The organism is Micromonospora sp. Llam0 (assembly GCF_003751085.1).
Taxonomy (GTDB): Bacteria; Actinomycetota; Actinomycetes; order Mycobacteriales; family Micromonosporaceae; genus Micromonospora_E.
The window spans coordinates 2,189,262-2,211,010 of sequence record NZ_RJJY01000001.1; the positions used below are offsets into that span (position 1 = coordinate 2,189,262).

Below are 21,749 nucleotides of genomic sequence, written 5' to 3' on the forward strand. Positions count from 1 at the left end.
TGTTGATCATCGACGACGCAGGCAACAGCGACGCGGGACGGTCGTCGTTGACGCGGCCGCGGACCGGCCGCAGGATCAGTTCATGAATCGGACGATCCTGGTCACCGGGGCCCGCCGCGGCATCGGCGCGGCCCTCGCGACCGGTCTCGCCGTGCCCGGGACGACCCTGGTGCTGCACCACCTGGCCGCCACCGACGAGGCGGAGGCCGTCGCCGCACGGTGCCGGTCGGCCGGCGCGCACGCCCGGATCGTCGAGGCGGACCTGTCGGTCGCCACCGAGGTGCTGGCCCTGGCCGAGGCGGCCGGGCCGGTCGACGTACTGGTCAACAACGCGGCGCGGGCGTCCAACGTCTGGATCGACGAGTTGCCGCTGGCCGAATGGGAGGCGACCTTCGCGGTCAACGTCACCGCCCCGATGCTGCTCAGCCAGGCCCTCGCCCCGGGGATGCGGACCCGCGGCGGCGGCCGGATCATCAACGTCACCTCGGCCACTGTCCGCTTGGGCGGACCGTCCGGGCCGTCGTACGTGTCGAGCAAGGCCGCGCTGGTCGGTCTCACCCGTTCGCTGGCCCGCGCGTTCGGGCCCGACGGCACCACGGTCAACGCGATCTCGCCGGGCGCGGTCCGTACCGAGGGCGAACAGGAACTCGCCGGAAACGCCCCGGTCGACGAGGCCGCGGTCGACGCCGCGATCCTGCACCGGCAGGCGGTCCAGCGCCGACTCGACCCCGACGACATCGTCTCCACCGTCCGCTACCTGGCCAGCCCCGACTCCGGCGCGGTGACCGGTCAGGTGATCGAGGTCGGTGGCGGGCTGGTACACCGCTGACCCGCCGGGTACGGGCGTTCATCCGCTGGTCAGCGTCCCTCAACGGTGCTGTTCACCTGTGCCGGCGATGCTCCGGCTCGTCTGATCCCCGCAGCGTGGAGGCATCGTGTCCAGACCGATCTGGCAGTTCACCGCGATCGTCGCGGTCCTGACCCTGTTAATGGGCGCGGCGGCGCCGTCCGGGGCGAGCGCCGGCGCCGGCGCCGACCCGGTCCTGCTCACCGAACCGTTCCTGCAGTCCCCGGCGAAGAACTCCGTCCGGGTCGTCTGGTTGACCGAGTTCGCCGGTCGGCACCATGTCGTGGTGGTCGGTGACCGGGCCGGCGAGCTCAACCGGGCCGAGCTGCGGGCGGCGGCCACCGGCGGCAAGATCCGGGGGGTACGGGTGTTCCGGGCCCGGACCGGCGAGTTGTCCCGGGTGGCGGAGGACGCCGCCTCGCAGATCCCGGACCCGCCGGCGCAGATCACCCGCCGGCACATCTGGCGGCACGAGGCGACCGTACGCGGGCTCGGCGTGGGCAGCCGGACGCCGTACCGGGTGGTGTCGATCGAGCGTGGCGCGATGGTCGCCTCCGACACGTACACCCTGGCACCGGCCGCCGCCCCCGGCCAGGCGCAGAAGATCCTGCTGACCAGCGACCACCAGTTGATGCCGAACACCCCGGCGAACCTGCAGAAGGCGGTCGAGACCGTCGGCCGGATCGACGCGGTGTTCCTCGCCGGCGACCTGGTCAACATCCCGGACCGGGCCTCGGAGTGGTTCGACGACCAGCGCGGCGGCGCGTTCTTCCCGGCGCTGCAGGGGCGGGCGTCGCGTACCGTCAACGGGGTCACCTGGACCGGCGGTGAGATCCTGCAGAACGCGCCGATCTTCCCGGCGATCGGCAACCACGAGGTGCAGGGCCGCAGCGGGCTACCGACGCTGAACGAATCGTTCAACGCGCCGGTGCCGCGTGAGGTGGCCGAGGCGGCGTACCGCAAGGTCGCCCGGCAGGTGAACCCCCGGAACAACCGCAAGATCAAGGAACGCTGGATCCTGGAGAACTCGTTCAACACCGAGACCTACGAGGAGATCTTCTCCCTGCCGACCAGCGGACCCGGCGGGGAGCGCTGGTACGCCACCACCGTCGGCGACGTCCGGTTGATCTCGCTGTACGCCACCCGGATCTGGCGGGGCACCGGCATCGCCACCGACCCGGCGAACTGGCAGCGGACCCGGTACACCGAGGCTCCGGCGACCACCGACGACCTGCTCGCCCAGGGCTGGGGTTCGCACATCTTCGAGGAGATCGGCGTCGGCAGCCGACAGTACCGGTGGCTGCGGCGTGAGGTGGCCAGCCGGCAGTTCCGGGACGCGAAGTACACGGTGGTGATGCTGCACGAGGGCCCGCACGGACTCGGCGACAACGTCAACCCGCCGTTCACCGACCCGATGCGCACCGAGCAGACCGACGCGGCCGGCAACACCCTGGTCCGGTACGACTACCCGCGGGCGGACAACGTGCTGACCCGCGACGTCGCCCCGCTACTGGAGTCCGCCGGGGTGAACCTGGTGCTCAACGGCCACTCGCACCTGTGGAACCGGTTCACCGCCGGCTCCGGCACCCACTACCTGGAGACTTCCAACGTGGGCAACTCGTACGGCGCGTTCCACCCGCTGTCGGGCCGGTCCCGGCCGGTCCCGCCGGCGCCGTGGGATCCGGACAACTACCTGGCCCAGGGCAACCCGGGCGGGCTGGAGCCGCAGGTGCCGACGGTCGCGCCGCTGACCGACCCGGCCGGTACGCCGTTGCCGTTCGTGCAGAGCAACGACTACTCGGTGTTCAGCGTCCTGGACACCGGCACCGGCGAGGTGACCAGCTACCGCTACGACATGCGTACCCCGGATGTCGCGCCGGTCGTGCTGGACCGTTTCCCGCTCAGCGCCTGATCGGCGGCGGTCCCGCCACCGGCTGGGCCGGTGGCGGGACCGCAGGTCGTCGGTTCAGTGAGGATTCGCACAGCACGGACCCCCGGGTCCCGGATGCTGGTTGAAGAAGTCTTCAATTGTTCATATGCCAGTGCCGCTCTACCAGAAGAAGGCCGAGTTCTTCCGGATGCTCGGCCACCCGGTGCGGATCCGGGTGCTCGAGCTCCTCGGCGAACGCCCCCGCCAGGTCCGCGAACTACTCGCCGAGATCGACGTCGAGGCGTCGAACCTGTCCCAACAGCTCGCGGTGCTGCGCCGGGCCGGGATCGTGGTCTCCAGCCGGGACGGCTCCGCCGTCACCTACGCCCTGGCCGGGCCGGACGTCGCGGACCTGATGCGCGCCGCCCGACGAATCCTCACCGAGATGCTGGTCGACCAGACCGAACTGCTCGCCGCGCTGCGTCAGGCATCCCCCGACACCACCTCGGGTCGCCGGTGAACACCACCGCCGTACGCCGCCTGCTGCCGCAGGCCGCCGACTGGCGGGCGGTCCGCCGACGGCCCGGCCGTGACCTGCTCGCCGGGCTCACCGTGGCGGTCGTGGCCCTGCCGCTCGCCCTCGGCTTCGGCGTCGCCTCCGGGCTGGGCGCCGCCGCCGGGCTGGTCACCGCCGTGGTCGCTGGCACCCTGGCGGCACTCTTCGGTGGATCGAACCTGCAGGTCAGCGGACCCACCGGGGCGATGACCGTGGTACTGGTGCCGATCGTGGCGCAGTTCGGGCCCAGCGGGGTACTCACCGTCGGCCTGCTGGCCGGGCTGATCCTGATCCTGCTGGCGCTGGTACGGGCCGGCCAGGTCGCCCGCTACATTCCGGCGCCGGTGATCGAGGGGTTCACCGCCGGCATCGCCGCGGTGATCCTGCTGCAGCAGATCCCGGCCGCCCTCGGCGTGCAGGTCCACGGCGAACGGGTGCTGGCGATGGCCGGACAGGCCGTCGCGGCCTTCGTCGCGGCACCCCGGTGGCCGTCGCTGCTGATCGCCCTTACCGTCGCCGCCGCGATGCTGGCCGGGGCGCGGTGGCGGCCGACCGTCCCGTTCTCCCTGCTGGCGGTCGCGGCGGTGACCGTGACGACGGTGGTGACCGGGCTGCCGACCGCGACCATCGGCGCCCTGCCCGCCAGCCTGCCCGCGCCGTCGCTGGCCTTCCTTGACCTGGCGGCGGTGCCCGCGCTGGCGACCGCCGCGATCGCGGTCGCCGCCCTAGCCGCACTGGAGAGCCTGCTGTCGGCGACCGTCGCCGACGGCATGTCGGTCGGGCAGCGGCACGACCCGGACCGGGAACTGTTCGGCCAGGGCGTCGCCAACCTGGTGACCCCACTGTTCGGTGGGGTGCCAGCGACAGCCGCGATCGCCCGGACCGCCGTCAACGTTCGGGCCGGCGCCACCTCGCGGCTGGCCGCGCTGTCCCACGCGGTGATCCTGGCGGTCATCCTCATCGCGGCGGCCCCGCTGGTCGCCCGGATCCCGTTGGCCGCGCTGGCCGGGGTGCTGATCGCCACCGCCGTCCGGATGGTCGAGGTGAGCGCGCTCACCGCGCTGGCCCGCGCGTCGCGCTCCGACGGGGCCGTCATGGCGCTGACCGCCGCGACCACCGTCCTGCTGGACCTGGTCACCGCCGTGCTGGTCGGGCTGGTCGTCGCCGGCGGCCTGGCACTTCGCAAGATCGCCCAGGCGGTACGGCTGGACCGGGTGCCACTGGACACCGGCGACCACCGTGCCGAGGAGCAGGCGCTGCTGGCCGAGCACATCGTGGCGTACCGCCTGGACGGGCCGCTGTTCTTCGCCGCCGCCCACCGGTTCCTACTGGAGTTGTCCGAGGTCGCCGACGTACGGGTGGTGATCCTGCGGATGTCGCGGGTGTCGACCATCGACGCCTCCGGAGCCCTGGTGCTGCGCGACGTCGTGCAGCGGCTGGAACGGCGCGGCATCGTCGTCCACCTCTCCGGGTTGCGGCCCGAACATCGCAAGGCGCTCACCGCGTACGGGCTGCTGCCCCGGCTGGACGGACTCGGCCGGGTCTTCTCCGACACGCCGGAGGCGATCGCCGCCGCCCGGGCACAGCTCGGCCGTCCGGTCCGGGCCGAGGCCACCGGGGACGACCAGCCGCCGGGGTCGTGAGCCGCAGCGGGACGTGAACGACAGGTGTGGGGCGGGTCAGCCGGGAGCGAGGACGAGCTCCAGACCGCCGCTGTCGCGGACCGGCACCGGTACGGTGTCGGTGGCGTCGGTGCCGCCGTACCACCGGACGATCCCCCCGCCCTCCCAGCGCAGCGTCACCTGTTGCCGGCTGATCAGCGGAAACTGCTTGCCTTCGGCCCAGTTGTCATGGTCGACGACCGCCACCGGATCCTGGGTGCCCACGTTGCGGACCACCAGCCGACCGGGACCGGGCTGGTCCGGTACGACCACGGCGACGTCCGCACCACGCCGCAGCGGATACCAGTAGGTCGACGACGGTGTCGTCGTCGCCGGGACCAGCTCGGCCAGCAGCCGGTTACCGACACCGCCGCTCCACTGGTACGGGTAACCGTCGGCCTGGAACAGCAGCGGCCAGGCGTACGGGCCGAGCCAGTCGATGTGGAACGCGCCGTCGGTGGCGATCGGCGCGTACCGGGGATCCCGGCGGCCGTCCGGGTCCGGGCCGACGATGCCGACCGTGCCGTTGCCGATCGGTCCCAGCGTCACCATGCCGGTGATGGCGGCCCGCCGGTCCAGATAGATCGTCGGCCCCTGCTTCGCCTCGCCAGCGGTGACGGTGATCCGCCGGGCCTGCTTCTCCGTCCCGGTGCCGCCGTGCTGGCCAACCCACTGGGCGCCGTACCTGCTGCCGGAATCCGGCAACGCGAACAGGTTGTACGTGCCGGGGCCGGGCACCGGCACGCTCACCGCCCCGCTGGGATCACTGCGCGCCGGGCAGAAGTCCGGGAACTCGAAGATCGGGTACGGGGTGGCGAAGACGCAGATCCCCGCCAGCCGCCTGCCCACCTGGTCGTGCACCTCGGTCTGGATCGTCTCGCCGCTGGGGGGCGCGGCGGCGTGTCCGGGCGATGCCACCGCGACAGTGCCGACCAGGGTCGTGGCGAGCAGGGTCGCGATGAGCGGTTGGCTCAGCATCTTCGACGGTGATTCACCCATGTCCCGGTCAACGTCCCGGCGCGCTCGTCGTTGCCGAACCGCCGGTTTCGGTCCGGTAACAGTGCCGGATCGGGGACCTGGCGTTGTCACCCCTTCAGACCGGTGTGCGCCAGCCCCTCGATGAACTGCCGCTGGGCGATGACGAAGACGATCAGTACCGGGATGGCGGTCAGCGACGCCGCCGACAGCTGCACGTTCCACATCGGTCCGCCGTACGCGTCGACGAACTGGGTCAACGCCTGCGGCAGGGTGAACTTCTCCGGGGTGGACAGGAACACGATCGGCTCCAGGTAGAGGTTCCAGCTGTGCAGGAAGGTGAAGATCGCCACCGCGCCCAACGCCGGGCGGGCCAACGGCAGCGCGATCCGCCAGAAGGTGGCGAACCGGCCGAGCCCGTCGACCCGGGCCGCCTCCTCCAGCTCCCCGGGCAGCGCGATGAAGAACTGCCGCATGATGAAGGTGGCGAGCACGCTCGGCGCGCCGAAGATCGGCACCAGGATCAACGGCCAGTGGGTGTCGATCAGGCCCAGTTGGTTGAACATCTGGAACAGCGGGACGATCGTCACCTCGCTGGGGATCAGCAGGCCGAGCAGGACCAGCAGGAACAGCGCGTTCTGGCCCCGGAACCGGATCCGGGCGAACGCGTAGCCGGCCAGCGACGACACCGCCAGGGTGCCGACGGTGACCACGGCGGCGATGTACGCGCTGTTCCAGTACTGCTGGGCGAACGGCTGCAGGGTGAACACGTCACGGTAGGCGGCGAAGCTGATGTCGGTCGGCCACAGCGTCGGCGGGAAGGCGAAGATCTGGCTTACCGGTTTCACCGACGAGGTGACCATCCACCAGGTGGGGAAGACGAACGGCACGGCGAGGACCAGCAGTACGCCGTACAGGGCGAGCTTCGCCCGCGGCGAGAGGCTACTGCTCATGGAAGACCCACCTCCTGCGCATCTGCCACTGCACCACGGTCAACGCCAGCACGATGCCGAACAGCAGCACCGACAGGGTGGCCCCGTAGCCGAAGTGATGGAACTGGAACGCCTGCTGGTAGAGGTAGTAGACGAGCACCGTGGTCGAGTTGCCCGGCCCGCCCTGGGTGAGCACGGCGATCTGCGCGAACACCTGCAACGAGCCGACCACCGTGATGATCGAGGTGAGCAGGATGGTCGGGCTGATCAGGGGCACGGTGACCCGCCGGAACTGGGTCCAGCGGCTGGCCCCGTCGACTCGGGCTGCCTCGTACAGCTCGCCCGGCACGCCCTGCAGCGCGGCCAGGAACAGCACCATGTTGAGACCGACGTTCTTGACCACCTGCACGACGATCACCGAGATCATGGCGGTCAGATCGCCGCGCAGCCAGTTCGGACCGTCGGCGCCGACCACGCCGAGCACACCGTTGACGCCGCCGTTGTCCTGCAGCAGGAACCGCCAGACGATCGTCCAGGCGACCAGCGACACGACGACCGGCGAGAAGAACAGCGTCCGGAACACGACGGTGCCGCGCAGTTTCTGGTTGAGCAGCACCGCCAGCAGCAACGCCAGGCTCAGATTGAGCACCACCAGGCCGACCGAGAACAGCGCGGTGGCCCGTAGAACGCCGGGCAGGCCCGGGTCGGCGGCGAGTTGCCGGTAGTTGTCCGTGCCGGTGAACTCGAAGGTGCCGGCCAGCACGTTCCACTCGTGCAGGCTGTACCAGCCGACCAGGCCCAGCGGCAACAGCACGAACAGTGCGGTGCCGATCAGCTGGGGCGTGACGAACAGGTAGCCGGCCGCCTGGTCCCGGCGACGGATCGTCCACCAGGCGGGCCGGGCCACCGCCGTCGACCGGGCCGGCATCACCCGGCCAGCAACGGCTCGATCGCCGTGCAGACCCCGGCGAGTACGCCGGCCACGTCCGCGTCGGCCTGCCACATCGGGTCGAGCGCTGCCCGCACCGCCTGGTTGATCTCGGCGCTGTCGGTGTGGCTGGGCTTGACCACGCCGTCCGCGATGCCGTCGATGACGACCTGCTGCAGTTGCTGCGGGGTGAGCAGCGGGTTGGTCTGCGCCAGGGTGTCGGCGGTCAGCAGCGACTGACGGGGCGGCGGGAAGAACTGAGCCAGCTTGGCCGAGTTCTCCGGATTGGTCAGGAAGCCCAGGAAGTCGGCGGCGACTTCAGGGTGGGGACCGCGCTGCAGCGCTGCGACCCCGGCCTGGCCGATCACCGCGTACTCGCCGGCCGGGCCGGCCGGCAACGGCAGCAGATCCCAGTCGAATCCGTCGTCTTCCAGCAGCGAGGCGCGGGAGATCTGGGTGACGGTCAGCGCGGCCTCGCCAGCGAAGAAGTCCGCGCTGGTACCCGGTCCGGGCAGCGCGCCGGCGGTGAAGATCGCCTCGTGCAGGAAGGTCATCGCGTCGACCATCGCCGGATCGGTGAAGCCACACTCACGCCCATCGTCACTCCAGGCCTCGGCACCCCAGCCGGTCCACAGCGTCGACAGGTTGTCCCAGCCCTGATAGTCGAAGTCCCGGATGACCAGGCCGGCGCGGTCGGTGGCCGAGTTGACCGCGGCGGCGGTGTCGATCGCGTTGGCCCAGGTCCACTCCCCCGCCGCGAGCTGCGCGGCCGGGTCGGGCCGGCCGGCCTCGGCGATCAGGTCGCGGTTGACGAACACACCGAACGGCGACGTCGAGAACGGGTACGCGTACAGGGTGTCCCCGTCACGCCACAGCGCGGTGGCCGAGTCGACCAGGTCGGCGGCGTCGGTGACCACGTCGTCGAGCGGCGCGAGCGCGCCGGAGGTGACGAAGTCCGGTGCCGAGCTTTCGAAGATCCAGGCCAGGTCCGGCGGGTTGCCGCCGGCGATCTGCGTGGTCAGCGTGGTGGTGTAGTTCTCGAACGGCAGCGGGTCGAAGCTGATCTCGGCGACGTCGGGATGGTCGGCCAGGTAGGCGTCGGCGATCTCGTCGAACAAAGCGAGGTGCGCCTCGTTGGCCGACCAGATCGTCATCCGCAGCGACACCGGCCCGTCGGAGCTGTCGGTGTCACCGCCGCCGCAGGCGGCGACGCCGAGCAGGCTGGCCGCCAGGGCCGCGGTCGCTATCCGGTTCCTCATGTCGTGGGGTCCTTCCTCAGGTGACGGGTGAGGTCAGTAGCCGGTCACGTCCGGCCAGCGCCGTTCGACACCGGCGGCGTCCAACCGGGCGGAGAAGTCGGTGAGCAGGTCGGTGTCGGCGCGCACCGCGCGGGGTTCGACCCGCCGGTCCAGGCAGTACGCGGCGAGGGCGCCGGCGACCTCGCCGACGTTCCACTCGACCGGATGCAGCCGGTACGCGCCGTTGGTGATGTGCGTGGTGCCGATGTTCTTGCCGGCCGGCAGCAGGTTGCGCATCCGCTGCGGCAGCAGCGCGCCGAGCGGAATCTCGAAGGGACAGGCGGCGACGTCGACGTAGTTGTCACCGCCGGTGGACGGGTGCAGGTCGATGCGGTACATGCCGACGCCGACCGGGTCGGGGTAGCGCACCGCGCCCTTGTCGCCGCGTACCGCCAGCGACAGGTCCTGTTCGACGACGGTGTACTCGGCCCGGATCCGGCGGGACTCGCGGATGTACGGGGCCTGGGCGAGGCCGTCGGTGCCGCCGGTGACGTCGCCGCGCAGTCGCAGCCCGGGGAAGCCGGCGCCGCCGTCGGGGCGGGGCGCCTCGGTCTGCAGCCAGTAGAGCACGCTGCGGGACAACTCCCGGGCGGCGGCGAGGTGGTGGGCCGGGTCGGGCACGTCGATCACCGGCGACTCGAAGTAGTCGATCATCGGCCAGTTGACCAGGCAGATGTCGCTGGCGTACGCCCCGGGGCGGAACATCCGACGTGCCGCTATCCGCCGGAACGTCCACAGGTTGCCGTCACCGGGGCTGAGCCGCTGGTCGGCGACGACGGCGAGCGGGTCGTCGTCGGGGTTCGGGGTGAAGCTGCGCTGCCCGATCTGCAGGGTACGGGGGTTGGGTGAGCGCCACGACAGCATCCGGTCGCCCCAGAACGGCGGCTGGTAGTCGCGCCAGAACCCGTACCGGGCCGGCCGGTCGATGGTGTGGTCGCCGTCGACGTGGTCGATGGCGAAGCACACCGACACGGCCTGCATGTTGGTCGGGTCGGCAACGTCCGGGGCGCTGGGTTCGCCGGTGTCGGCCCGCGACTCGAAGCCGGTGACGTACTCGGTGCCGGTCAGTGGCAGCAGTTCACCGGTCTCGGTGGCGTCCAGCACGTACGGCGCGGTCAGGGTGATCTCGCCGCCGCCGTCGCGGTGCGCGACGGTGACCGCGGTGACCCGGTCGCCGTCGGTGTCGGCGGCCACCGGCCGGTACGGCTGCAGCACCCGCAGTTGCCCGGATCCCCGGTACGGCGCCAGCATCGCCTCGATGACCGCGACGGCCACCCGGGGCTCGTGGCAGAGCCGGCTGACGTGGCCCCCGCCAGGGTTCAGTTCGGGGTGGGCACGGGCCGCCTCGGTCAGCGGGTAGTGCCGCCGGTAGTAGGCCCGGATGCCGTCGCGCAGCGCGCGGTAGCTGGCGGTGACCCCGAACCGTTCCACCCAGGAGTGCTCGTCCGGCGGGACGGCCTGGCTGGTCAGCTGCCCGCCGAGCCAGTCGTGTTCCTCGGTGAGCAGCACCGTCCGGCCGGCGCGCAGCGCACCGAGCGCGGCGGCGACCCCGCCGAGTCCGCCGCCGACGACCAGGATGTCGCAGCCGTGTTCCGTCACTGTGCCGGGTTCCTTCCGGTTGGCGGCGCCAGGGTGGCGCCGGGGACCTCTTCGCAGGGCAGCAGCCGCTGCACCGGCCCGGATCCGCCCGAGCCGCCGATCAGTCCGGTGAGGACCTCGACGGCCTGCCAGCCCATCTGCCGGCGCGGAATCCGGAAACCGGTGAGGTCCAGGTCGGTGCTGGCCGGGCGGGTCGGGTCGCCGAGAGCGACGATGGACAGATCACCCGGAACGTCGAGGCCGCGGTGCCGGGCCTGGGCGGCGATCGCGACGCCGTCGGCGTACTCCTCGACGAAGACCGCGGTGGTCGCGCCCGCCATGACCGTGTCGAGCACGGCACCCGGGTCGCGGCCGGCGGTCTGCTCGTGCCGCCACTCGGCGCCGGCGGCGACGGCGGCGGCACGGAAACCGCGCATCCGGTCGGCGTGTGATTCCGGCCCGCCCCCCTGCCCCAGGTAGGTCAGCCGGCGGTGGCCCATGTCGACGGCACGTCGGACGAGCCCGGCGGTGGCGGCGGGGTAGTCGGCGCCGACGCACGGCACCGGGCCGCCGGCGTCGTCGCGACGGCCGACGGAGACGAACGGCGGCCCGTCGGCCAGCAATCTGGTCAGTTCGGTCCGGTCGAGCTGGCGGCCGAGCAGGATGGCGCCGTCGGCCAGCCGCAGCCGGTTGTCCTGGTGCAGCAGCCGGCGGCGCCCGTCGACGACCGGCGCGCTGGTGAGCAGCAGGAGATCGCAGCCGAGGTGCTCGGCGCTCTGTTCGATGCCGAGCAGGAACGGGTGGTAGAAGTCGCCCGTCCCGCTGGGGAAGACCGGCTCGGAGGTGAACACGCCGAGGATGCGGTTGTGCCGGTCGGCGAGCCGGCGGGCGACCGGATCGGCGACGTACCCGGTGGCGCGGATGGCGGCGAGTACCCGCTCGCGGGTCTCCGGGGCGATGCGCACGTCGGCGTCGGCCCGGCCGTTGAGGACCAGGGACACCGTCGCCTGGCTGACGCCGGTCATCCGGGCGATGTCCTGCTGGGTCACCCGCCTACGGGATCCGGTCACGTTGAGTATTCGTCCGTTCTCTGCTAATACGCATTAGCGGCTGTCGTGGGTGACAGCCTGAACCCTGCCGGGCGCCCACGTCAACCCCTGACGAACAGATCGTCGAGTATCGAAGTTGCGGTGATAATTCGCATTTGCTCCTTGACGCCACGTCGCCGGCCACAGCAGACTCAAGCCACACGAGGGCCCGGCCGGCCGTCCCGCCTCACCTGACTGCCAGTGACGAAGCCGTGGACTGCCCCGGTCCACGGCCCACGTGTCGGAAAGGCCACCCCATGTGTCCGTACCCTCACCCGCAAGCCTCGCCCGGGTCGGCACCACCAGACCAGGGCGGTATCGACCGACGCCGGCTGCTATGCGGCGCGGGCCTGCTCGGCGCCGCGACCCTGTCCGGCGGCGTCGGCGCGCTCGCCGCCAGCGCCGGACCCGCCGCCGCGGCCCCCGCCGGATTCCCCAGCTACGCCTATCTCGGACAGCCGCTGGACCACGCCAACCTGCGCTACAACCCGACCGGCGAGCTGATCTTCCCCTGCGTACGCGGGGTGTACGACCGGATCAGCGGCGGACTGGCCCGGTACTACCTCTACTACGCCCCGCACGACCGGCCCGGCGGGATCTGCCTGGCCTACGGCGACTCACTCGCCGGCCCGTTCACCGAGTACGCCGGCAACCCGATCGTCCGGCACGACTGGTCACCGCACTACTCGGTCGAGCACGTCTCGTCACCGCACGTGCTGTGGAACACCGCGACCCGGCAGTTCTACCTCTACTTCCACGGCGACAACGACACCACCCGGCTGGCGATCTCCAACGACGGCGTGCACTTCACCTACTACGGGGTGGTGCTGTCCACGGCGATGGTGCCGAACATCACCGAGTCGTCGTACGCCCGGGTCTTCGAGCACAGCATTCCCGCCCTGGGCAGCCGGTACGTCATGGTCTACATGGGATACCATCAGGTCCGGCCGGGCTACCGCAAGATCTTCTGGGGCTGGTCGACGGACGGCCGCAGATGGCAGTTCGACCCGCAGCCGCTGGTCAGCCCGGCCGGCGACGGCGAGAACGACCTGAGCGGCGCGCACCTGCTGCACCGCAACGGCACCACGTACGTGGTGTACCACGGCGGGTCCGGCCGGATGTACCTGACCGAAGTGGGCAACAACTTCGACCGGGAGATCCACCTCGGGGTCTTCCACGCGCCGCTGACCGGCGCACCGGACAACCGCCGCTCGGCGGCACCGGCGTTCGGCACCGACCGCGGCCGGTGGTACATGTTCTACGAGGCCGGCCAGCGGGGCAGCACCAGGATCGCGGTGGCCCGGGCGATCTGACGAGGCGTCCAGGGCGACCGCTGGCTGGTGGGGTGAGGGGCGCCCCCGTTCCGCGCCCCTCACCGCACCAGCGGCATCGAGGTTGGCCACTGCAACGGGTTGGTCAACCTCACGTCGTGATCGTATACTGACTCGGCGTACGGTCGTCAACCGATATTAACCGACAGCGCCAACATGGCTAACCTTAGCTGTAGTTCCGAACCAGATCTTAGCTGTGGTTCCCCAGATCTCAGCTGCACATCCGACGGAGGTAGCCGTGACGGGCGGCACCACCCCCCCTGGCGGATCGGGATCCAGCCTGGCCGACAAGCTCAACCTGCTCTTCGAGACGGTCCGGCCGGCCCGCCGCGACCCGTACACCTCACGGGAGGTGGCCGACGCCATCCGGGACCGGGGCGGCTCCATCTCCGACGTGTACATCTGGCAGCTGCGCACCGGTCGGCGGACCAACCCGACCAAGGAGCATCTGGAGGCGCTCGCCGACTTCTTCGACGTGGACCCGGCGTACTTCTTCGACCGGCGCCGCTCCGGCGAGATCGAGCGGGACCTGCATGCGCTGCAGGCGATGCGCAACCTCAAGGTACGCGCGGTCGCGACCCGGCTGAGTACGCTGCCCGAGGCGCAACTCGACGCGGTCGGCGACATCCTCGACCGGGTGGTCCAGGCGTTGGAGACCCGCCACGCCGAGGGCGGCCCCGGCGCCGACGGACGGCAGCACCCGTGATCGTCATGCAGTGGCGACGGACGGACCAAGCTGAGGGAAGCACGGACATGAAGTCATCCCCGCTGCGCCGGACCTGCCGCGACCGGCTGCGTCAGCTCGAGGAACAGGGCCTGCGGATGCCCCGGCCGTTCGACGCGCCACAACTGTGCCAGCGGGTCGGTACGGTGCTCGGCCAGCGGATCACCCTGGTCGGCGTGCCGATGCCCGCCGGTGCGCCGTTCGGCCTGACCTTCTTCACCGACGCCGGTCACGTCGTCGCCTACGAGGAACGCACCAGCCGGGTGCACCGGGACCACATCATCGCCCACGAGATCGGCCACATCCTGCTCGGCCACCGCGCCCTCGCCCTCGACGACCAGCAGGCCAGCCAGTTGCTGATGCCGGCGCTGCGCCCCAGCCTGGTGCACCGGGTACTCGCCCGGAACGGGGTGTACAGCCGGGGCGAGGAGCAGGAGGCCGAGATGATGGCGACCATCCTGCTGGAGGCCGCCGCCCGCGAGACCGACCTCGGATCAGCACCCGCCCGGGACGATGCCGGGCCGGTCACCGACGCCGCGTTGGAGGCCCGGCTGCGGCACGGGCTCGAACCACCGCCCCGGTGAACACCGATGGACATCCCGCTGTACGCGGTCTGCGCGGCCGCCGGCTGGCTCGCCTTCGGCTACAAACTGGGTGACCTGCGGCGGGACCGCGACAACCGGGTGCTGCGGGCGATGGTGTACGCCTTCTGTTCGTTCGCCGCCGGAGTGACCGTCGCCGTCCGGCCGGTCGCCGAGGCGGTGGACCGGATCACCGGGCTGCCGAACCTGGCCAAGCTGCTGGCGCACGCCGGAGTGATGGGGGTCGCGGCCAACTCCGAGATCCTGCTGCTGTTCCTGGCCCTGCCGCCGGCGGTCGCGGCCCGCCGGGTCCGGCGTCGGGTGATCGCCTCGGTGACCGCGTTCGGGCTGCTCACCGTGCTCTGGGCGACCACGTTGGCCGGTGCCGCGCCGGTCCGGTTGGTGGTCGAGGACGCCGCCCATCCGGCGGTCGCCGGCTACCTGGTCGTCTACCTGGTCGTCTTCGTCTGCTACGCCACCGACCTGGCCCGGCTCTGCTGGCGCTTCTCCCTGGTCACGCCGCGTCGGTGGCTCCGTCGTGGACTGCGGATCACCGCCTTCGGCGCGGCCGCCGCGCTACTGTACTGCGCCACCAAGGCCGGCTACCTGATCGCCTACCGGATCGGCCGGGAACCGGCCGGCGGGCCGCAGATCGCGGCGGTCCTGGTGACCGTCGGAGCGCTCGCCATGCTGATCGGGCTCACCCTGCCGACCTGGGGTCCCACGGTGGACACCGGGCGGGCCTGGTTGCGGCGGCACCGGTCGTGGCACCGGTTGGCGCCACTGTGGCGGGCGGTCAGCGCGGCGCAACCGCACCTGGTCCTCGACGACCGGGCCCACCACCGGCGGGTGGCCCTGCGCGACATCGACTACGCGCTGCACCGCCGGATCACCGAGATCCGGGACGGCCGGTTGGCGCTGCGCCCGTACATCGATCGCCGGATCGCGCCGACGGCCGACCGGCTGGCCGCAGCCGCCGGCCTGGCCGGCACCGACCGCACGGCGCTGGTCGAGGCGGCGATGATCGCCGCCGGAGCGCGGCAGGCCGCCACCGGTGGGCCGGTGCGGGAGCCGGACTTCTCCGAGCCGCACGATCCGCCGAACGGCTATCCTGGCGAGGTCGCCTGGTTGAGTCGGGTGGCTGAGTGGTTCAGCCGCTCCCCGCTGGTCGACCAGGTGCTGGCCGCCGCCGCGTCGTCGCCCGAGCCACGGCCTGCGGCACCGCCGCCACACCGATCCTGAACGGGGCCTTCGTGCAGCCGCACCGCTACGCCAACCTCCGGCGGAACCGCTACGCCAACCTGCGGCGGATCCGCACCCTCGACCCGCAGCGCGACTACCTCGAGATCTATCAGACGATGGTGCGCTACGAGTTTCCGTGGGACAGCAAACTCGGACTGAACCTGGCGTTCAACCGGTCCTTTTCGCTGCCCCGCGTCGCCGCTCTGCACGTACGCACCGGGGAGCTGCTGCGGCACACTCGCAAGCGGATCGACGACACCGGACTGCTGATGTACGAGATGATGCTGCACGGTCTCGACGCCCCGCGCGGTCGCGACGCCATCCGGCGGACCAATCAGATCCACCGCCACTACGACATCGCCGACGACGACTACCGCTACGTCCTCGGCTGTCTGGTGGTCGTCCCGATCCGCTGGCTGGAGCGGTACGGCTGGCGGCGGCCCTGCTGCCATGAACGGACCGCCGCCTACCACCACTACCGGGAGCTGGGTCGACGGATGGGCATCCGGGACATTCCGGGCTCCTTCCGCGAGTTCGCCGCCTGGTTCGACGACCACGACCGGACGCATCTGCGCTACAACGACGACGCCGCATCGATCGAGCGGGCCACCCGGGCGCTGCTGCGCGGCAAGATCCCACGACCGCTCGCGCCGTTGGGTGACGCGCTGGTCGCCGCCATGTACGACGAACGGCTGCGGGCCGCGACCGGGTTGACCGCGCCGAACCCGGCGGTGCGCGCGGGCCTGCACGGCGGGCTGCTGCTGCGCGCCGCGCTGCTGCGCTGGGCCGGCCGACCGCGTCGGACCCCGCTGTTCGCCGACGGTATCCACACACCCACGTATCCGGACGGGTACGACATATCCCGGCTCGGCCCGGTCGCGCCGGAACCCGGCCACCCCACCCAGGAATCGTGGTAGTCGAACAGACACGCTCAGTCGATCACGTTCGGTGGATGTGGTCACAGTCCGGGTACGGGTCCGACCATCAGTGCGACGCACCCTTAACATCCCGTGCATGACGGTGCCATCCGAGAGCCTCGACCCGGCCGCTGGATTCCCACCGGCCACGCCGGACGACTGGCGACGGCTCGCGCTCGGCGTCCTGCGCAAGTCGGGCGCCGCCGGCCCGGACACCCCGGCCGAGTACGTGGACGAACTGCTGGCCACCACCACCTACGACGGCATCCGCCTCGCCCCGCTGCACACCCGGCCGGCGGCCCCACCGGACGTCGGGGTGCCCGGGACGGCACCGTACGTGCGCGGAGCCCAGGCCCGACGCGACGGCGGCGGCGCGGGCGGCACCGACCCGACCGAGACGGTGGCCGGCTGGGACGTCCGGCAGCGGTACGCCGACCCCGACCCGAAGGCGGTCCGCGAGGCGGTGCTGACCGATCTCGCCAACGGTGCCACCTCGGTCTGGATCGACCTGACCGCCGGTGGCCTGCGCGCGACCGACCTGCCGGAGGCACTCGACGGGGTCCACCTCGACCTGGCCCCGGTGGTGCTCGACGCCGGAGTGGACAGCGTCGCCGCGGCCGAGGCGCTGCTCGCGCTCGCCGACGACCGGGGCGTCGAACGCGCCCTGGCCGGCTGTCTGGGCGCCGACCCGCTCGGCTGGCAGGCCCGCACCGGCCAGGCCGGCGACCTCGCGCAACTCGCCGTCCTCGCCGGGTACGCCGCCCGGTCACCAGGGCTGCGCGCGGTCACTGTGGACGCCACCGCGTATCACGACGCGGGCGGCAGCGACGCCCAGGAGATCGGCTGCGCCCTGGCCACCGGGCTGGCCTATCTCCGGGCGCTCACCGACGCCGGGCTCGACCTGCCGGCCGCCTTCGGGCAGCTGGAGTTCCGCTTCGCCGCCACCACCGACCAGTTCGCCACCATCGCCAAGCTGCGCGCCGCCCGGCAGGCCTGGGCCCGGGTAGGGCAGCTCTGCGGGGTGCCCGAGGCGGGTCGGCAGCGTCAGCACGCGGTCACCTCCGCCGCGATGATGACCGCCCGGGACCCGTGGGTGAACATGCTGCGCACCACGGTCGCCTGCTTCGCGGCCGGGGTCGGCGGCGCGGACGCGGTCACCGTCGCGCCGTTCGACGCCCGGCTGGGGCTGCCGGACGGCTTCGCCCGGCGGATCGCCCGCAACACCCAGTCGGTGCTGCTGGCCGAGGCGAACCTCGGCCGGGTGCTGGACCCGGCCGGCGGGTCCTGGTACGTCGAACGGCTCACCGTGGATCTGGCGGCGACCGCCTGGGACTGGTTCACCGAGATCGAGCGGGCCGGCGGCGCCGCCGCCGCGCTGTCCGGCGGGCTGATCGCCGACCGCATCGACGCGACCTGGCGGCGCCGGGCCGACAACCTGGCGCACCGGCGGGACCCGGTCACCGGGGTCAGCGAGTTCCCCGACCTGGACGAGCGGCTGCCCGCCCGTACCCTGGCACCCGTACCGCCCGGCGGCGGCCTGCCCCGCCGGTTCCACGCCGGGGCGTTCGAGGCCCGGCGGGACCAGGCGGACGCGTACCTGGCGGCCGCCGGCACCCGGCCGAGCGTCTTCCTGGCCACCCTGGGACCGCTCGCGGCGCACAGCGCCCGCGCCGGTTTCGCCGGCAACCTCTTCGCCGCCGGCGGGATCGCCACCACCCGTGGTGGTGACCCGGCCGACGACCCGGCGGCGATCGCCGCCGCCTTCGCCGCCGACCCGTCCGCCGTGGCCTGTATCTGCGGCACCGACGCCAGCTACGCAGCGGCCGCGGCACCGCTGGCCGCCGCGCTGGCCGCCGCCGGGGCCCGGCGGGTCTGGCTGGCCGGCCGACCCGCTGATCACGCCCACGTCGACGGCTACCTGTACGCCGGCTGCGACGCGGTGGCCGTGCTCGACGCCACGTTCGACGACCTGGAGGTCCCCCGATGATTCCGGACTTCTCGCAGGCCACGCTGCTGCCGCAGAACGGTCCGGGCGGCGTCGGCGGACCGGCCGCGGCACCGGGCCCGCAGCCACCCGGCCCGGTCTGGCACACGCCGGAGGGGATCGACGTCGCGCCGCTGTACACCGCGGCGGACACCGCCGACCTGACCTTCCTGGACACCGTGCCGGGCGTCCCGCCGTACCTGCGCGGGCCGTACCCGACGATGTACACCACCCAGCCGTGGACGATCCGCCAGTACGCCGGGTTCTCCACCGCCGAGGAGTCCAACGCCTTCTACCGGCGCAACCTGGCCGCCGGGCAGAAGGGCCTGTCCATCGCCTTCGACCTGGCCACCCACCGGGGGTACGACTCCGACCACCCCCGGGTCGCCGGAGACGTCGGGATGGCCGGGGTCGCGGTGGACTCCATCCACGACATGCGGCAGTTGTTCGACGGCATCCCGTTGGACCGGATGAGCGTGTCGATGACCATGAACGGCGCGGTGCTGCCGGTCCTGGCGCTGTACATCGTCGCCGCCGAGGAACAGGGCGTACCGCCGGAGAAGCTCACCGGAACCATCCAGAACGACATCCTCAAGGAGTTCATGGTCCGCAATACCTACATCTACCCGCCGGGACCGTCGATGCGGATCATCTCCGACATCTTCGCCTACACCTCGGCGCGGATGCCCCGGTTCAACTCGATCTCCATCTCCGGCTACCACATCCAGGAGGCCGGGGCGACCGCCGATCTGGAGCTGGCGTACACCCTCGCCGACGGGATCGAGTACCTGCGAGCCGGACAGGCCGCCGGGCTGGCGGTGGACACCTTCGCGCCCCGGTTGTCGTTCTTCTGGGCGATCGGGATGAACTTCTTCATGGAGGTCGCCAAGTTGCGGGCCGCCCGGCTGCTGTGGGCCCGGCTGGTCCGCGACGCCGGCGCCACCAACCCGAAGTCGTTGAGTCTGCGCACCCACTGCCAGACCTCCGGTTGGTCGCTGACCGCGCAGGACGTGTTCACCAACGTGGTCCGCACCTGTGTCGAGGCGATGGCGGCCACCCAGGGCCACACCCAGTCGCTGCACACCAACGCGCTGGACGAGGCCCTCGCGCTGCCGACCGACTTCTCCGCCCGGATCGCCCGCAACACCCAGTTGCTGCTGGCCCAGGAGTCCGGCACCAACCGGGTGATCGATCCGTGGGGTGGCAGCTACTACCTGGAGCGGCTCACCCACGACCTGGCCCGGCGGGCCTGGCAGCACATCCGGGAGGTGGAGGCGGCCGGCGGGATGGCCCGGGCGATCGACGAAGGGCTGCCCAAGCTGCGGATCGAGGAGGCCGCCGCCCGTACCCAGGCCCGGATCGACTCCGGCCGGCAACCGGTGATCGGGGTGAACCGGTTCCGGCCGGACGCCGACGAGCCGATCGAGGTGCTCAAGGTCGACAACACGGCGGTACGGGCCGCGCAGCTGGAGAAGCTGCGGCGACTGCGCGCCGAACGGGACGGGCCGGCGTGCGACGCGGCGCTGGCGGCGCTGACCCGCGCCGCCGACGCCGGGCCCGACTCCGGCGGTGCCGGTCTGTCCGGCAACCTGCTCGCGTTGGCGGTCGACGCCGCGCGGGCCGGGGCCACCGTCGGGGAGATCTCCACCGCGCTGGAACGGGTGTACGGCCGGCACGCGGCGCAGATCCGTACCATCAGCGGGGTGTACCGACAGGAGGCGGGCGCGGTGGCGGGGATCGACCGGGCCCGGGCCGCGACCGACGCGTTCGCCGTCGCCGAGGGGCGCCGGCCCCGGATCCTGGTGGCGAAGATGGGCCAGGACGGGCACGACCGGGGGCAGAAGGTGGTCGCCACCGCCTTCGCCGATCTCGGCTTCGACGTCGACGTGGGTCCGCTGTTCCAGACCCCGGCCGAGGTCGCCCGGCAGGCCGTCGAGGCCGACGTGCACCTGGTCGGCGTCAACTCCCTCGCCGCCGGGCATCTGACCCTGGTGCCGGCGCTGCGTGACGAACTGGCCGCCCTCGGCGGCGACGACATCATGGTGATCGTCGGCGGGGTGGTGCCGCCGCAGGACTTCGAGGCGCTGCGCGCCGCCGGTGCGGCGGCGATCTTCCCGCCCGGCACGGTGCTGGCCGACGCCGCCGTGGACCTGCTCGCCGAGCTGTCCCGTCGGCTGGGGCACGACACCGTCGAGGCCGGATGACCGGCGTACGACGCACGCTGGCGCCGGTCGCCGACTACGTCGCCGGGGTGCGGGCGGCGGCACCGGCGTGGCTGGCCCGGGCGATCACCCTGGTCGAGTCGACCCGGCCGGACCACCGGGCGCACGCCCAGCAGGTGCTGGTGGCGCTGGCCCCGTACGCCGGGCAGGCCCGGCGGGTCGGGGTGACCGGCGTGCCCGGGGTCGGCAAGTCCACCTTCATCGACGCGCTCGGGTCCCGGCTGACCGGCGACGGACACCGGGTCGCGGTGCTGGCGGTCGACCCGTCGTCGGCCCGCAGCGGCGGCAGCATCCTCGGCGACAAGACCCGGATGGCCCGGCTGGCCGCCGACCCGGCCGCGTTCGTCCGCCCGTCGCCGACCGCCGGCACGCTCGGCGGGGTGGCCCGGGCCACCCGGGAGGCGATGGTGGTGGTGGAGGCCGCCGGCTACGACGTGGTGCTGGTGGAGACCGTCGGGGTCGGACAGTCCGAGACCACCGTCGCCGAAATGGTCGACACGTTCCTGCTGCTCACCCTGGCCCGCACCGGCGACCAGTTGCAGGGCATCAAGAAAGGTGTGCTGGAACTCGCCGACGTCGTGGTGGTCAACAAGGCCGACGGCGCGCACGCGGCCGAGGCCCGGTCCGCCGCCCGCGAGCTGGCCGGGGCGTTACGGATGCTGCGCGGCGGCCATGACGACTGGGCCGTCCCGGTGCTCACCGCCAGCGGCCGGGACGGGACCGGGCTGGCCGAGGTGTGGCAGCAGGTGACCGCCCATCAGGACCACCGGCGGGTCAGCGGCGAGCTGGACCGGCACCGCCGGCAGCAGCAGCTGCGCTGGGTCTGGGCGATGGTGCGCGACGGGTTGCTGGACCAGCTACGCGGTCATCCGGCGGTGATCGCGCTGACCCCACGGACCGAGGAGCGGGTGCTCGCCGGGGAGATCACCCCCGCGCAGGCCGCGGCGCAGCTGCTGGCGGCGTTCACCGGCCCGGCCGACGGCGGCACCGACCAGCTGACCAGCCCGGGGTGACC

General features: G+C 72.3%; 18 protein-coding genes. 12 read left to right on the plus strand and 6 right to left on the minus strand.

Going from position 1 to position 21,749, the window contains the following annotated elements; all coding sequences use genetic code 11:
* Nucleotides 1–82 precede the first annotated feature (82 nt).
* The 4 genes from EDC02_RS09950 to EDC02_RS09965 all read left to right on the plus strand — a co-directional run bounded on the left by EDC02_RS09950 (nucleotide 83) and on the right by EDC02_RS09965 (nucleotide 4,916).
* On the plus strand, nucleotides 83–829 hold the full coding sequence (locus EDC02_RS09950; protein WP_123601685.1) for an SDR family NAD(P)-dependent oxidoreductase: 747 nt from the start codon (nucleotides 83–85) through the stop codon (nucleotides 827–829).
* A 106-nt stretch (nucleotides 830–935) separates the two neighbouring features.
* Nucleotides 936–2,759, plus strand: coding sequence for a metallophosphoesterase (locus tag EDC02_RS09955; protein WP_199757572.1), 1,824 nt, complete (start codon nucleotides 936–938; stop codon nucleotides 2,757–2,759).
* 124 nt (nucleotides 2,760–2,883) lie between these two features.
* The gene (locus EDC02_RS09960) at nucleotides 2,884–3,237 is read left to right on the plus strand and encodes a helix-turn-helix transcriptional regulator (protein WP_123601686.1); all 354 of its coding nucleotides are present in this window, start codon (nucleotides 2,884–2,886) and stop codon (nucleotides 3,235–3,237) included.
* Complete coding sequence (locus EDC02_RS09965; RefSeq protein WP_123601687.1) at nucleotides 3,234–4,916, plus strand: SulP family inorganic anion transporter; 1,683 nt, start codon at nucleotides 3,234–3,236, stop codon at nucleotides 4,914–4,916. The genes EDC02_RS09960 and EDC02_RS09965 overlap by 4 nt, the downstream gene beginning before the upstream one ends.
* Before the next feature lie 36 nt (nucleotides 4,917–4,952).
* On the opposite strand, the gene EDC02_RS09970 is transcribed toward EDC02_RS09965, so the two are convergent.
* From EDC02_RS09970 to EDC02_RS09995, 6 genes are all read right to left on the minus strand, one after another.
* Entirely contained in the window at nucleotides 4,953–5,912 is a 960-nt protein-coding gene (locus tag EDC02_RS09970) for a hypothetical protein (RefSeq protein WP_158632118.1), read from the minus strand.
* A gap of 107 nt (nucleotides 5,913–6,019) precedes the next feature.
* Nucleotides 6,020–6,862 (minus strand): carbohydrate ABC transporter permease, encoded by an 843-nt coding sequence (locus tag EDC02_RS09975; RefSeq protein ID WP_123601689.1) that lies wholly within the window; start codon nucleotides 6,860–6,862, stop codon nucleotides 6,020–6,022.
* Entirely contained in the window at nucleotides 6,852–7,769 is a 918-nt protein-coding gene (locus EDC02_RS09980; protein ID WP_123601690.1) for a carbohydrate ABC transporter permease, read from the minus strand. Before EDC02_RS09980 ends, EDC02_RS09975 begins: the two co-directional genes overlap by 11 nt.
* A complete protein-coding gene (locus EDC02_RS09985) occupies nucleotides 7,769–9,028 on the minus strand; it encodes a sugar ABC transporter substrate-binding protein (RefSeq protein WP_123601691.1) in 1,260 nt (419 codons plus the stop codon). Before EDC02_RS09985 ends, EDC02_RS09980 begins: the two co-directional genes overlap by 1 nt.
* A gap of 33 nt (nucleotides 9,029–9,061) precedes the next feature.
* Nucleotides 9,062–10,666, minus strand: a complete 1,605-nt coding sequence (locus EDC02_RS09990) for an FAD-dependent oxidoreductase (protein WP_123601692.1) — start codon at nucleotides 10,664–10,666, stop codon at nucleotides 9,062–9,064.
* Nucleotides 10,663–11,694: a LacI family DNA-binding transcriptional regulator gene (locus EDC02_RS09995; RefSeq protein ID WP_233605839.1), complete on the minus strand. Its 1,032-nt coding sequence runs from the start codon at nucleotides 11,692–11,694 to the stop codon at nucleotides 10,663–10,665. Before EDC02_RS09995 ends, EDC02_RS09990 begins: the two co-directional genes overlap by 4 nt.
* 296 nt (nucleotides 11,695–11,990) lie before the next feature.
* On the opposite strand from EDC02_RS09995, the gene EDC02_RS10000 reads away from it, so the two are divergent.
* The 8 genes from EDC02_RS10000 (at nucleotide 11,991) to meaB (ending at nucleotide 21,747) form a co-directional block, all read left to right on the plus strand.
* A complete protein-coding gene (locus EDC02_RS10000) occupies nucleotides 11,991–13,046 on the plus strand; it encodes a hypothetical protein (protein ID WP_233605840.1) in 1,056 nt (351 codons plus the stop codon).
* A 256-nt stretch (nucleotides 13,047–13,302) separates the two neighbouring features.
* Complete coding sequence (locus tag EDC02_RS10005) at nucleotides 13,303–13,770, plus strand: helix-turn-helix domain-containing protein (RefSeq protein WP_123601694.1); 468 nt, start codon at nucleotides 13,303–13,305, stop codon at nucleotides 13,768–13,770.
* A 47-nt stretch (nucleotides 13,771–13,817) separates the two neighbouring features.
* Entirely contained in the window at nucleotides 13,818–14,372 is a 555-nt protein-coding gene (locus tag EDC02_RS10010; protein WP_148083385.1) for a hypothetical protein, read from the plus strand.
* A gap of 6 nt (nucleotides 14,373–14,378) precedes the next feature.
* Nucleotides 14,379–15,611 carry an MAB_1171c family putative transporter gene (locus EDC02_RS10015; RefSeq protein ID WP_123601696.1) on the plus strand — a complete coding sequence of 411 codons (1,233 nt, stop codon included), beginning with the start codon at nucleotides 14,379–14,381 and terminating at the stop codon, nucleotides 15,609–15,611.
* An 11-nt stretch (nucleotides 15,612–15,622) separates the two neighbouring features.
* Complete coding sequence (locus EDC02_RS10020; RefSeq protein WP_233605841.1) at nucleotides 15,623–16,528, plus strand: oxygenase MpaB family protein; 906 nt, start codon at nucleotides 15,623–15,625, stop codon at nucleotides 16,526–16,528.
* A 97-nt stretch (nucleotides 16,529–16,625) separates the two neighbouring features.
* Nucleotides 16,626–18,515, plus strand: coding sequence for a methylmalonyl-CoA mutase subunit beta (locus tag EDC02_RS10025; RefSeq protein ID WP_123601697.1), 1,890 nt, complete (start codon nucleotides 16,626–16,628; stop codon nucleotides 18,513–18,515).
* Complete coding sequence (scpA, locus tag EDC02_RS10030; RefSeq protein WP_123601698.1) at nucleotides 18,512–20,716, plus strand: methylmalonyl-CoA mutase; 2,205 nt, start codon at nucleotides 18,512–18,514, stop codon at nucleotides 20,714–20,716. Before EDC02_RS10025 ends, scpA begins: the two co-directional genes overlap by 4 nt.
* Nucleotides 20,713–21,747: a methylmalonyl Co-A mutase-associated GTPase MeaB gene (gene meaB, locus EDC02_RS10035; RefSeq protein ID WP_123601699.1), complete on the plus strand. Its 1,035-nt coding sequence runs from the start codon at nucleotides 20,713–20,715 to the stop codon at nucleotides 21,745–21,747. The genes scpA and meaB overlap by 4 nt, the downstream gene beginning before the upstream one ends.
* Nucleotides 21,748–21,749: the final 2 nt, after the last annotated feature.